Annotated in this window: 13 protein-coding genes; 8 read left to right on the top strand and 5 right to left on the bottom strand. The window is 42.5% G+C overall.

All coding sequences use genetic code 11. The features are described 5' to 3' along the window. Positions 1-23: 23 nt before the first annotated feature. Positions 24-872, top strand: a complete 849-nt coding sequence (locus N480_RS22960; RefSeq protein ID WP_063374755.1) for a DUF2306 domain-containing protein — start codon at positions 24-26, stop codon at positions 870-872. Between the two features lie 48 nt (positions 873-920). Here the strand turns inward: N480_RS22960 and N480_RS22955 are convergent, their stop codons facing one another. Together N480_RS22955 and N480_RS22950 are read right to left on the bottom strand one after the other, a co-directional pair. After that, positions 921-1616, bottom strand: a complete 696-nt coding sequence (locus N480_RS22955; RefSeq protein WP_063374754.1) for a LipL32 family surface lipoprotein — start codon at positions 1614-1616, stop codon at positions 921-923. 134 nt (positions 1617-1750) lie between these two features. Next, positions 1751-2092: a winged helix-turn-helix transcriptional regulator gene (locus tag N480_RS22950; RefSeq protein ID WP_063374753.1), complete on the bottom strand. Its 342-nt coding sequence runs from the start codon at positions 2090-2092 to the stop codon at positions 1751-1753. A gap of 105 nt (positions 2093-2197) precedes the next feature. Here N480_RS22950 and N480_RS22945 point away from each other — a divergent pair, with 105 nt between their 5' ends. The 6 genes from N480_RS22945 to N480_RS22920 all read left to right on the top strand — a co-directional run bounded on the left by N480_RS22945 (position 2198) and on the right by N480_RS22920 (position 7372). Next, positions 2198-2965, top strand: a complete 768-nt coding sequence (locus tag N480_RS22945) for an SDR family NAD(P)-dependent oxidoreductase (protein ID WP_063374752.1) — start codon at positions 2198-2200, stop codon at positions 2963-2965. A gap of 178 nt (positions 2966-3143) precedes the next feature. Next, entirely contained in the window at positions 3144-4259 is a 1116-nt protein-coding gene (locus N480_RS22940; protein WP_063374751.1) for a saccharopine dehydrogenase family protein, read from the top strand. Continuing rightward, complete coding sequence (locus tag N480_RS22935; RefSeq protein ID WP_231101452.1) at positions 4256-4732, top strand: DUF2269 family protein; 477 nt, start codon at positions 4256-4258, stop codon at positions 4730-4732. Before N480_RS22940 ends, N480_RS22935 begins: the two co-directional genes overlap by 4 nt. A 14-nt stretch (positions 4733-4746) precedes the next feature. Next, on the top strand, positions 4747-5130 hold the full coding sequence (locus N480_RS22930; protein ID WP_063374750.1) for a DoxX-like family protein: 384 nt from the start codon (positions 4747-4749) through the stop codon (positions 5128-5130). Positions 5131-5214: 84 nt separating this feature from the next. Beyond that, positions 5215-6216 carry a tetratricopeptide repeat protein gene (locus tag N480_RS22925; protein ID WP_063374749.1) on the top strand — a complete coding sequence of 334 codons (1002 nt, stop codon included), beginning with the start codon at positions 5215-5217 and terminating at the stop codon, positions 6214-6216. Positions 6217-6325: 109 nt separating this feature from the next. Beyond that, entirely contained in the window at positions 6326-7372 is a 1047-nt protein-coding gene (locus N480_RS22920) for a fibrinogen-like YCDxxxxGGGW domain-containing protein (protein WP_063374748.1), read from the top strand. A gap of 276 nt (positions 7373-7648) precedes the next feature. On the opposite strand, the gene N480_RS22915 is transcribed toward N480_RS22920, so the two are convergent. After that, a complete protein-coding gene (locus N480_RS22915; protein ID WP_063374747.1) occupies positions 7649-7834 on the bottom strand; it encodes a hypothetical protein in 186 nt (61 codons plus the stop codon). 397 nt (positions 7835-8231) lie between these two features. Here N480_RS22915 and N480_RS22910 point away from each other — a divergent pair, with 397 nt between their 5' ends. Next, the gene (locus N480_RS22910; RefSeq protein ID WP_063374869.1) at positions 8232-10295 is read left to right on the top strand and encodes a S9 family peptidase; all 2064 of its coding nucleotides are present in this window, start codon (positions 8232-8234) and stop codon (positions 10293-10295) included. 38 nt (positions 10296-10333) lie between these two features. Here the strand turns inward: N480_RS22910 and N480_RS22905 are convergent, their stop codons facing one another. Both N480_RS22905 and N480_RS22900 read right to left on the bottom strand, forming a co-directional pair. Continuing rightward, on the bottom strand, positions 10334-11119 hold the full coding sequence (locus N480_RS22905; RefSeq protein WP_063374746.1) for an ABC transporter permease: 786 nt from the start codon (positions 11117-11119) through the stop codon (positions 10334-10336). Between the two features lie 163 nt (positions 11120-11282). Further along, positions 11283-11975 carry a hypothetical protein gene (locus tag N480_RS22900; protein ID WP_063374745.1) on the bottom strand — a complete coding sequence of 231 codons (693 nt, stop codon included), beginning with the start codon at positions 11973-11975 and terminating at the stop codon, positions 11283-11285. Positions 11976-12023: the final 48 nt, after the last annotated feature.

The raw sequence follows: 12023 nt of genomic DNA, 5'->3' as shown, positions 1-12023 counted from the left end.
CAATAGATTACGAAGGGGCTAGTATGATTTCATTAACCGTAAACAAACTTAGAGGTTTATCTTTCAATGCGGATAACATTCTCAGCGGTGCAACTAAAACTTGGGTTATTGTGGCGTTGGCTGGGCAGTGGGCTTTTGCGTTGTATATATTAAGTTTGTATGCGCTACCTTTGATGCTCGGAGCGATTGATAAGGCACAAGCCGTGTCTGTAACGCAGGGCTTAAATAGCAATATCGACCTCAATTCAGCCATGTTTTTTGCCCATGTCTTGCCTGCAATTCTGATGGCTATGAGTGGACTTTTTCAATTAATTCCAAATGTGAGATCGCGATTTCCAAGATTTCATCGCTACAACGGGCGGATGTTTTTTACACTCGGGCTGGCTGGTGCATTTACAGGTTTGTACTTAACTTGGATAACAGGGCACAGACTGAGTGATATTGGCTCGATAGGGGTGACAGTAAATGGCATCTTGATCCCAATTGCAATTTATTTTGCTTGGCAAGCAGCTGTGAAAAAGCGCTTTGCACTACATCAACGCTTTGCCGTACATAGCTTTTTACTGGTCAATGGAGTGTGGACATTCCGCCTGTACTTGATGGGCTGGTATATAGTTAATCAAGGAATGAATGGTAATACGCAAACCTTGGATGGGCCTGCTGATATTGCGCTTTCATTTGCATCTTTCTTATTACCAATGGCAATCTATGAAGTTATTTTATGGGGTAAAAAACAACGCAAAGAAAGTATTAAGTGGGGCATTTCGGCACTGGCTTGCTTCGGCACGTTAATCACCGTCATTGGTGTGATTGCTGCTGGCATGATGATGTGGTTGCCTAGGATCAGCGATATTCTCAAAGCGTTATTTTAGCTTGCGCATTTAATAAGGTGGCAATGTATCACTGCCACCAAGGTGTGCTTATAGGTTACCTGCATTCACTAATTGATGCAGTTCTTCAAGCGAAGCTGCGATTTTCACGCCAGGAACATTGGTGCCAATCGTTGCTTCAAATGACCCTTCAACCTGAGAGCGAAAAGACGTGAATGAAATACGGTATACGCCTCTTACTAGAGACTCTGTTGGGTTGTTGAGATTAGTGGTTTGTCTCAACAAAGAGTTGTAGTAAGAGCCACTAGGGTTGGCTGGTAACTCGCGTGTGTCGTCGTTGTAGCCCAGTGGTTGTAATACCTTACCACCTTGCGCAATTTTGCCGCTATCTATGATGTTCATACGATCAAATACGATATAGGTATCAAAAAACTTGGCTTTGTCTTTTTCCATACCAGGTGCAAAATTGTTATGTACAAAGTCTTTATCAGTCGGTTTAGTTTCAACCGGCGATTGCATTGAAATTCCAATTTCATCAACGGCAGCTGGTACCCAAGCGTACAAATAGTAAGTATCTTTACCTTTATACTTGCCCTCAGGTTTTACACTTGCATCGACATAGCCATAGTAATTGACGTAATTTGCATAAGGTGCGCGTACTTCTAATGGGCCAACACCTTGAGAGATTGAACTTTTTAGGTAAGGGCCTGAAGAGGTGCTCATGCACGCAGTAAGAGTTGAGAGAGAAAGCACTGCTAAAACCTTTCCCGTAGTTTTAAGCGTCATTAAATGACTCCTTGTCATGATTAAAATCAAGGCAAGTCTAGCCGCAATTTATGTAATTGCAACGTCGTTTGGGAGGATTTTTTCTAATTTATAAAATGTTTAATAATTCTTCTGAAGGAATGTGAATTCTGCGCTCAGTTAAGCGTATCAATGTGCTGTTGTAGCGTGTCTAATTGCTCCAAAACAGCCAAAAATTGCTCACCTAACTCGGTTACTTGGTATTCGACTCGAGGTGGCAACTCGTTAAAACTCTCTTTTTTTAAAATACCGAATTCCACATTACGCTTGAGGCATTGATTGAGCACTTTCGTGGTTAGCCCATCCACACAGCGCACCATTTCTCCGGGTCGATTGATGCCATCTTTGAGTAGTTGGTATACGGTGAGTGACCATTTGCATCCATAAATGGTTTCGACCATTTTTGCACTTTGACTGGGTGCAACTTTTCGAGAAACTTTTTTTTCTTTTGTATTCATAAATATGTACCAAAAAGTACCTAGCTTACCAATTTGTACTTACTATTCAGTAAGTTCGCTTACTCCTAATATTATCACGAATCGACAAACACTCTAGGTGAACATATGAACTTTACAAAATCAGGTCGCGCTGTAATCGTGGGTGGCTCCAGTGGTATGGGTTACGAAACAGCGAAAATTTTACTCAGCCATAATGTGCCCGTCACGTTAATAGCAAACAACGCAGATAAATTAAAAAGTGCGGAGCAAACTTTACAATCAATGGGTGATGTCACGAGCGTGCAGCTAGACCTCTACGACCGTCAAGCCGTTCAAGCATATGTCCAGAGTTTATCTCAGTCGCAGCTGCAGGTGAGTTATCTGGTAAACGCGGCGGGCTATTTCTCACCATTAGCATTTTTAGAACATCGCGATGGAGACTTTGACCGTTACCATGAATTGAATCGAGCACTCTTTTTAATTACACAAGCGGTAGCTAAAAATATGGTATCAGGCAAAGGTGGGAGCATTGTTAATATTGGTTCCATGTGGGCGAAACAGGCAATAAAGGCCACTCCTTCGTCGGCTTATTCCATGGCAAAAGCTGGCTTACATGCGCTGACTCAACATTTGGCGATGGAGCTGGCTCCCCATAATATACGTGTCAATGCCGTCTCTCCTGCGGTTGTGAAAACCCCCATCTATGGGGCTTTTATTGAACCGCATGAAATTGACTCGGCATTAAATAGTTTTAATGAATTTCATCCGATTGGGCGCATAGGGGAGGCGCATGAAGTGGCTCAAACCATTGCTTATTTACTTAGTGATAGTACGCAGTGGGTGACGGGTGCAAATTGGGATATTGACGGGGGCGTTATGGCCGGAAGAAATTAGAGGGTGTTGGCCTTTGGTATTTGTATATCAAGGGCCACTGCCAATGGCGGCCATTAGTGTGTAACGCGAATTTACGTGTGAATTAATCAATCTAAATCGAATAAAATAGCTAGTAATTACATTGTATTTCAAGGATATTCTTAATTAGAAAAACGGAGCTTGATGTAAGGAGCATGAAGTGAAAACAGTGGTGATTCTAGGTGGCTATGGCAACTTTGGAAAAAGGGTTGCAACCGCACTTGCTCAGGATACAGGAGTTAACCTTGTCATAGCGGGGAGAAGCCAAGTTAAAGCACAAGCGTGTGTAGACAAATTAAAGCCTGCGGCCAAAGCGCAACTCAGTGTATGGCAGATAGATATTTTTGCCGCCAGTTTTAGTGAGCAACTATGCCAACGCAGTCCATTTTTGGTGATCCATACTGGTGGACCTTTCCAAGGCCAAGGGCATGGTGTACCTCAAGCTTGTATTGACGCTAATGCACATTACATAGATCTGGCTGATGATAGGCAGTTTGTATGTGACATTCACCAGTTGGATAAATTGGCAAAAGCGCGCAAAGTGCTTGTTGTCAGCGGTGCGAGCTCAGTGCCAGGCTTATCTTCAGCTGTCATAGAGCATTATCAACCGCTGTTCAAAGAGATTAAATCCATTGATATTGCGATTGCGCCAGGGAATAAAGCTGAACGAGGATTAGCGACAATCGCAGCCATTTTGTCTTATACGGGCCATCCTTTCCAAGTGTTCAAAGGCGGGCGGTGGCAGCCTGCTTATGGTTGGATGGATGCCAATGTAAATGACTTTGGCGGTATTGCAAAGAAGCGAGGTCTGGCTAATGTAGATGTCCCTGATCTATTGATCTTTCCCGAACGATACAGGGTGACTGACAGAGTCTCATTTCAAGCGGGGTTAGAGTTGCCTTTATTACACTGGAGTATGGTGTTTATGGCAACATTGGCCAAGCGAGGTTTCGTCAAAAATTGGGCACCTTATGCAAAGCTGATCAGCTCGATGAGCAATTTATTACTGCCATTTGGCAGTGATATTGGTGCGATGGAAGTACATATCTCAGGGGAAGCACAGGCGCGTAAAGATGTAGTTTGGCGGCTGTATGCACCAGACGGCCAAGGGCCTTATATTCCTACTTTATCGGCCATTATCATTGCAAAAAAATTATTGGCAGGTGATATCAATAAGCGAGGGGCGATGCCGTGTGTTGGGTTGTTTGAGTTGGCTGATTTTGACGCTTACTTTGAAGATTTGGGTATTTATGCGCAAGTGGAGATAAGACCGTGATAGAGCCATATTTTATTGCCAAACTGATTCACATATTGGCTGCGGTTGTTGTGACAGGCACAGGCGCTGGGATTGCTTTCTTTATGTTTATGGCAAACCGTTCTGACAATCCGCAAGCAATTTATATTACGACAAAGTTGGTTGTTTTGGGGGATTGGTTGTTTACAACCCCTGCGGTGATCACGCAGGTAGTCAGTGGTGTGTATCTTATGCATTTACTTGGTTATTCATTTGATTCTGATTGGTTTTATGCGGTAGCTGGGTTATTTACCCTGATTGGGTTGTGTTGGTTACCCGTGCTAAAAATTCAGTACCGTTTACGCGATTTAGCACAGCTTAATGCACACAAAAACCAAGTATCGAAAGAGTTTAAATCTTTAATGCGGATTTGGACACTATTAGGCATTCCAGCGTTCGTTGCAATTTTGGTTATCTTTTGGTTGATGGTGTTTAAACCACTTTCAGTCGTTTAATTTTTGGGGGGCACATGAAGCTGCTTTATCACATGGCCTGTTATTCTTTGGCACTGGTGTGGATCTTTACTGGTTTAACCTCGATGTTTTTTGCCCCTGAAGTTGGGTTTGATATTTTGGCACACGCGCAGATAACTGGTGTACTTGCGCAAGTAGCGGTGTATGGCGGTGGTGGGCTTGATATCGTATTGGGTTTTTGGCTTATAACGCGTTATGCGCTTAAATATTGCTGTCTGGCCCAAATCGTAACTATATGTACTTACAGCGTATTGTTGACATTTATTGATGCTTCATTTTGGTTGCACCCCTTCGGACCTGTGACAAAGAATTTGCCGATTTTGGTGCTAATTACTTGGTTATATCAAGTCGATAAAGAAGCCAGTGGGGTGAAGCTGTAGCGCAGAGCATTCCCATAAGTGGGTTTTGAATAATATGTGATTGCTATCTATAGTGTAAAGGAGGTCATTTGTTGGAGAGGTAGTGTGCGATTAGCTGGGTTTATTTTGTTGCTTGGGCTAATTTGTAACAGTGCAACTGCCACCACAATTGACGAAAAAATTAAGGAAGCGGAAGACTACCTACGTATTGATCCATCTCGCTCGCTTGCTATTCTTAATGCTATTCCACATATCCATGCAATGACAAACGCACAACAAGTGCGGTGGCATATCGCAGCAATGCGAGCAGCTGTGCCGACTGGCAATAACAAACTACTAATAGACTCTTTAGAGGTGGTCTTTCATCATCACAAGCATCCTTACTTTATCGACAAGCTAGTATCGATTACGAGCGGGACCGGTATTTGGCTGCGTAAACACGATTACCTTCAAGATGCGCAACTGAGTTTTGAGTGTTCATATAAACATGCCATAAATGATAGGCAAAGGTTGACGCTCACAAATAGCTTGGCTCTATTGGCTCGGCAGCTAAATGATCTGGAAAAAGCAAAAGCGCTCTATGTGAAAGCGAAAAAGATGGCGCGTTTAGCAGATAGGAAAAATCTGCTCGCGATTATTGAAAACAACCAAGGGATGATAGCGCTAGAAGAAGGAAACATTACCTTGGCTGAGCAACATTTTAGGGTAGCACTTGCTGGTTATCAAAACGTGGATAAACGTTCTGGACAAATATCCGCAGGGGTTAATTTATTGTTTGTGTTTGTGATTCAGCAGCAATGGATTAATTTTCAAAGATTATACCGACCAACAGAAACACTGGCACAGGCCTTTCCCAACACAGCTAAGCAATCGTTGTTACTGTGGTTAAACACTCGCTTTAAGCATATGCAAGGCGATCCGCTTAACGAACAAGAAAAGACGATGCTTTTATCTGCATATGAACAGCTTGATGATGAGAGAATTAGAGCGCTTGTAGCGCAGCATCTTGCCGGTGCAATGGATGTCGAATTACCAAAAAGTGTTGCGCCGAAACCAGTCCGATTTAACCGACCTTGGTTTGAAAAAGTGAAGCAATGCGATTGGTAGTACGAGATTGTTTATCATAAAATTAAAAAATTATAAGTATATTATATTATTGAATTCATGAGTGTTTATGCCATGATTGCGGTGATTAAAAATGATAAAAAGGACTATCATGAACCAATTAACCGCGCTAATTTTAGCAACGCTCTCAACGTCAACCCTCGCTTCCAATACTCAATGGGAACTGCTCACCGATACTCAGTTAAATGGTGTACTGGACTCGAGTACTTCGCAATTACAGACGCTAACTTTAACAACCTATGCCAATCAGTTTAATGCAGTTAATAATGCATCCCCCGATGCGTCAGTGATTCAGGGGGAATTTGAACTGCCCAATACTTTTGAGCTTGGCTCAGGCGTTGTGCAGCGTATTCAATTTACAATCGCCAATGAAGGCAAACGAGTATACTTTTTAGGCCAAGGAAGCGCGCAACAAGGATATCGAGGTACTTGGTATGGCCCAAATAACAACGCAGGTGACTTTAGGCTCGACACTAAATCGGCCGAAGTTTCTGTGCCGGTAAACTGTGCGCAAATTCTAAGTGAAAACCCTGAAGCATTATCTGGTGTTTATACCATAGATCCAGACGGTGCGGGTGCCCATGCACAATTTGAAGCCTATTGTGATATGGAAACAGACGAAGGGGGCTGGACGCTCATCGGTACTTACAGTAAATCAGAGCCGGGCGGTAAACAGTATATTAGCGACTATTCGCCTCAACCAGATACAACACCAACTAACCCTACTGCCACAGGGCTATATCAAGGCTCTTTGGGCGCTTTCAGAGATATTAGAGAGCAGGTGGCATGTGACTTTGCCAGTTGCAGAAATGCATATCAAACAGCGATGAGCGAAGCTGAGCTAGATATGGTGCGCTACACATGGGGCTATTTAGATCAGCAAGAAAAGCAGAAAAATACACCTTTGCCAGATTGCCGTGCCACATATCAAGTAACAGGCACAGCGTTTACACACTGTTTGATTAATACTGATAGAAACAACACCAACGTCGTAGGTTGGCAGCGAGATATTCATGCGGGAAATCATTCATGTTGGCTTGCGCATGGTGTTTATAGACCTACGTCATTGGGTTCATCACGATGCAGTTACTTAGCTCAGGCAAACGGAACTCGCTGGGGTTTGTTGTGGGCTCGATAAATACGGATTAATGGTTTAGTTGCTTCCGTTGACACTGAATGGCAAAGCGCTGTGTGGCAGTTGCTTTTGCCATTTCTAGATTATGTCTATGCGTTTGTTTTTTAATCTAGTTGAATACGGCTTCTCATCTAAAAGCGCAGTATGGGTGATTACATAGTGATTAGGCCTAATAAATACACGTCATGTAAGTTAGTAGCCAAAAATTGAATTTAAGTGAATGCCGTACAGCCCGCCTCGGCATTACGAAGCGCAATAAATAAGAATACTTATCTAAACCTACTGCCTACACCCTCTATGTGGAGTTGTAATACAGGGTCCATTGGTCCAGCATGGCATTTGCCCTGAGTGACACCAGTAATCTTTTGATGCGATAGCCCCTGCGCCAACTTGGTTTGTTACCTCGTGATTGAGTGTCTTATTATTAAGTTGCTTTATGTTTTTTTTGCTTAATTTTAATTTCATTTCGAGCTCCTTCTGGTTGTTTTTTGTTCGTTACCAGCTTTGCAGGATATGATAACGCTGTCAATTGCAAAATAAGGCTTAGTGCTGATGATAGACGATGTGGGAACCTGCCACTTTGTAAGGGGGTCTTTTAAGTTGCTGTATTTATTTTGAAAACTAGCTTAAAACGACCGAAAGTATTGATTAGCGTATGAAATTTTGGAGATAGCACAATGAGCGCAGAACTAAACCAATAAATAATAAATTGCGACAATACAGGCTGTTGGTCGCATTAAGCTTTTATTTGTGCCGTTTATTGAGGCATCTTTATGCCCATGAGCATAAAAAGGTGTGCACAGTTGTGTACTTAAGGTGACGCATTTAGGGCGTTAACTATTACAATTCCACGAGTATGGGTATGAGAAAATACAAAAACTTAAAAGTTGCAGTCTGTATGGCGAACTTGCTTACAGCTACGTCACTGATGGCAAACAGCAGTCAAAGTTTGACGAATGATATTTGGCAATATGAAGATGTCTTTAATATCGAATACGCGGCTTCGCCTGAGGTACACCCAAGTGGCTATAAAGTCCTATATGAGCGTCGCGCTATGGACATTATGTCTGATAGTGTTCGCTCTAACTTATGGGAGCTGGATTTAAAAAATAAAACACACAGCCCATTGTTATCCGGCAACAAGCAGTATCGAAGTGCACGATATTCACCAGATGGTTCACGTGTGGCTTATTTAACAAATGCTGAGGGTGATAATCAACTGTATGTGCGTTGGTTAGAGAGCGGTAACACTGCTCGAGTTACGAATGTGACGCAAGGTGTTCGTAATCTGAGTTGGTCACCGGATGGTAAATGGATTGCCTTTACGATGTTTAAACCCAAAGCCCATAGCGGTATTTTTAAAGAGATGCCAAAAAAACCAAAAGGTGCACAGTGGGCAGGCAATGCGACCTATATTGATACCAAGCTGTACCGTAGAGATGGTGGCGGATTTATCAAACATGGTTATGAACATATTTATGTGGTGCCTTCTGAAGGTGGTACACCACGTCAATTAACGACGGGTGATTTTCATCACCGCTCTCAAATGACATGGAGTGAAGATGGTAAGTCTATCTACTTTAGTGCCGATCGACATAAAGACTGGCAGGATAGACCTAGAGAGTCAGATATATTCCGCATAGATGTTGCGACTCAGCATGTTACGCAAATTACTAACGAGGTTGGTCCCGAGCATAGACCTAAGATCAACTATCAAAGAAACAAAATCGCCTATCTTGGTTTTAAAGATAACAAGCGTTCAAGCCAAAACTTTGATATTTACATGGTGGGCTTAGATGGCAAAGAGCCTGTCAACTTAACTGAATCTTTGGACCGCCCTATTAAATCTCATCAATGGGATAAAAAAGGTCGCGGCTTGTATTTTAGCTACGACGATCACGGTCAACAGTATGTTGGTCATGTTACTTTGAAAGGAAAAGTGACCGAGAAACTTGCGTCGTTAGGCGGGCAATCTTTAGGTCGACCTTATACATCTGGTGACTTTGCAGTTGCAGGTAATGGCCGTTTAGTGGTCACCGCAGCCAATACGCAGCGGCCCGCAGATCTGGCATTGGTTGACAAGCGACGGAGTGTTTCCATGCTCACGGAGCTTAATGAAGATCTTCTTGGTCATAAGAAGAGTGCGCAGGTAAAAGCATTAACGGTAAAATCTTCTGTGGATGGGCGAGAGATTGAGGCATGGTATGCATTACCCCCAAATTTTGATAGCGCTAAGAAATACCCTTTGATCTTAGAGATCCACGGAGGCCCACATACAGCATATGGTCCAAACTTCAGTACTGAGGTACAACTGATGGCTGCCAAAGGCTATGTGGTCGTGTGGTCAAACCCACGAGGAAGTACGTCATATGGTGAAGAGTTTGCCAATTTAATTCACCATGATTACCCATCAAAAGATTACAATGATTTAATGGATGTTGTTGATGGCATGGTGGCTAAAAACTTCATCGATGACAATAACCTATTTGTTACTGGTGGTTCAGGAGGTGGTGTACTTACAGCTTGGATTATCGGTAATACCGACAGATTTAAAGCTGCGGTTGTAGCAAAACCTGTAATCAATTGGATTAGCTTTGTATTGACCGCCGATGCTTATAATTATTATGCAAAATACTGGATGCCTGGGATGCCATGGGAAAAGACAGAGCACTTGTGGAAGCGTTCTCCATTGTCTTTAGTTGGCAATGTAAAAACACCAACCATGCTGCTGACAGGTGAGTTAGATTATCGTACTCCAATGAGTGAAACAGAACAGTACTATCAAGCTCTGCAATTACGAAATATTGATACGGCGATGGTACGTATCCCTAAAGCGGGTCATGGTATAGCGGCAAAGCCCAGTAACCTTATTCAAAAGATTGGTAATATTATGGCGTGGTTCGAAAAGTATAAAGACCCGTCATAAACCATTTTAACGGAGCTGATGGGGCTCCGTTTACTGTTTTAGGCCATAGCAACCTGTGGCCTTCCTTCATTTGTCAGTGTTTTTCTAATAACCAAATACAAACAAAGCGTCGATGCCATGCTCATCATCACAAAAATGGCAATCATAATCATCAACTGATATTTAATGGCGACCATAGGAGATGCGCCTCCTAGGATTTGACCTGTCATCATGCCCGGTATTGTCACCAATCCTGTCGTTGCCATTGTTGCTAACATAGGTGCTAAAGCATGCTGTAGTGCATGTTGAACAAAAGGGCGCGTTGCCTCTAATGGGGAAGCCCCCAAAGATAAAGCTGCTTGATATTCTGGCCAGCGCTCTTTTAGAGAAGAAAAGAAGCTCTGCAAGCAGACGATATTACTGGTTAGACTGTTGCCAAGTAGCATGCCTGCTAGCGGAATTGCGTACTGTGCATGATAATAGGGGTCTGGCTTAATCACTGCCGTAGTGAGTATTATCAGCAGTGGAAATAGCCCTGCGGCAAGGCTCATTGCGACCGGAAAAAATAGGGCTTTCAGAGGCAGCTTTGTTTTGCTGACAATAGCTGAAGTACCCACAATTACCATGATAATCAGCCAACTAAGATTGATCCAAATGTTATTCAACTGAAATAAAAACTCTAAGTATAAACCTATCATTATCAGTTGTAGCGTCATGCGACCTAAACCCACCAATGCGTCTTTGGCAAAACCTAACTGATAATGAAAGTTTATGTAAAATGGAATGAGTAATGTGAGGCTAAAAGTGGCTAATTGCCACCATTGAATATCTATAACACTTTGCATAATCGAAACTATCTTAATCTATCCAACATGGGTTAGTTAATTATTGTTGACGCTGTGACTAAGCTAGCACTGGAGCATGACACTTTTATTGAAAAAACCAGTATGAAAGGATGGCGAAGTTGAAGAGGGGGCTGGCGCAATAAAAGCAGCCCGCTCATTATGTTTATATTTTTTTTGTGCCCAAAAACTGGTAGTTGGAGAAGGTTGTCTGTGAGGTTTCTTCAATATCGACAAAAAAGGAGAAAGTGCCGTTCATCTCCATATGCGTGTTTTTAGGTAAAACACTATTGTTAATGGTCTGAAATTGCATGCTTAATTTAAAATGGCTGATATCCGCAAGTGCCACGGGGCTAAACGTCTCAGTATTAATAATGTTTACCTCTTCAATGCTGGCTGTAGATTTATTAATTGTGACTGTGCCTGTCAGTTTTCCTATCGCATCTTTACCAAGATCAGCAAGTTCGACAGGGTAGGTAAATGTGATGGTTTGATCCGTCTCTTTGTCTAAAGAGAGCGCATTTGGATTAATAAGTTCTGTGAGTTTGATGCTATAGCCTTGGTGCTCGCGATTAGATGCAAAGTTTTTTGCTTCTTTTGGCGTTGGTTTTATTCCATTGAGTTTAAGTAATTGCCAGCGTTCTCCATGGGGATTTTGTGGGGCATACTGCGCGTAAACTTCGGTTTTTTCGCCTTCCTCGACCTCGTTGTTATAATAGGTGAAAGCCCACTTGCTGCGTTCAGTTGCTTGAAATTTTGCAATTGCCTTTTCTACAAACTGTTGATGTGTCCCCTCAAGCGCCAACGTTGAGAAAGAAACAAATAAGCAGGTATATAGTGCGTGTTTTATTGCCATCATGCGTGCTCCTTTTTATTTAAGTATTGGAGCTTTGGTGTGAAATAGACG

The sequence above is a fragment of the Pseudoalteromonas luteoviolacea S2607 genome (genome assembly GCF_001625575.1).
Lineage (GTDB): Bacteria > Pseudomonadota > Gammaproteobacteria > Enterobacterales > Alteromonadaceae > Pseudoalteromonas > Pseudoalteromonas luteoviolacea_E.
The sequence above is the reverse complement of the archived record's forward strand: the minus strand, read 5'-3'. Positions and strand labels throughout refer to the sequence as shown.

Bases quoted from the DNA above. Each gene is read 5' to 3' on its own strand.
- N480_RS22960 (WP_063374755.1), top strand. From the start codon at position 24: ATGATTTCATTAACCGTAAACAAACTTAGAGGTTTATCTTTCAATGCG.
- N480_RS22955 (WP_063374754.1), bottom strand. From the start codon at position 1,616: ATGACGCTTAAAACTACGGGAAAGGTTTTAGCAGTGCTTTCTCTCTCA.
- N480_RS22950 (WP_063374753.1), bottom strand. From the start codon at position 2,092: ATGAATACAAAAGAAAAAAAAGTTTCTCGAAAAGTTGCACCCAGTCAA.
- N480_RS22945 (WP_063374752.1), top strand. From the start codon at position 2,198: ATGAACTTTACAAAATCAGGTCGCGCTGTAATCGTGGGTGGCTCCAGT.
- N480_RS22930 (WP_063374750.1), top strand. From the start codon at position 4,747: ATGAAGCTGCTTTATCACATGGCCTGTTATTCTTTGGCACTGGTGTGG.
- N480_RS22920 (WP_063374748.1), top strand. From the start codon at position 6,326: ATGAACCAATTAACCGCGCTAATTTTAGCAACGCTCTCAACGTCAACC.
- N480_RS22915 (WP_063374747.1), bottom strand. From the start codon at position 7,834: ATGAAATTAAAATTAAGCAAAAAAAACATAAAGCAACTTAATAATAAG.
- N480_RS22910 (WP_063374869.1), top strand. From the start codon at position 8,232: ATGAGAAAATACAAAAACTTAAAAGTTGCAGTCTGTATGGCGAACTTG.
- N480_RS22905 (WP_063374746.1), bottom strand. From the start codon at position 11,119: ATGCAAAGTGTTATAGATATTCAATGGTGGCAATTAGCCACTTTTAGC.
- N480_RS22900 (WP_063374745.1), bottom strand. From the start codon at position 11,975: ATGATGGCAATAAAACACGCACTATATACCTGCTTATTTGTTTCTTTC.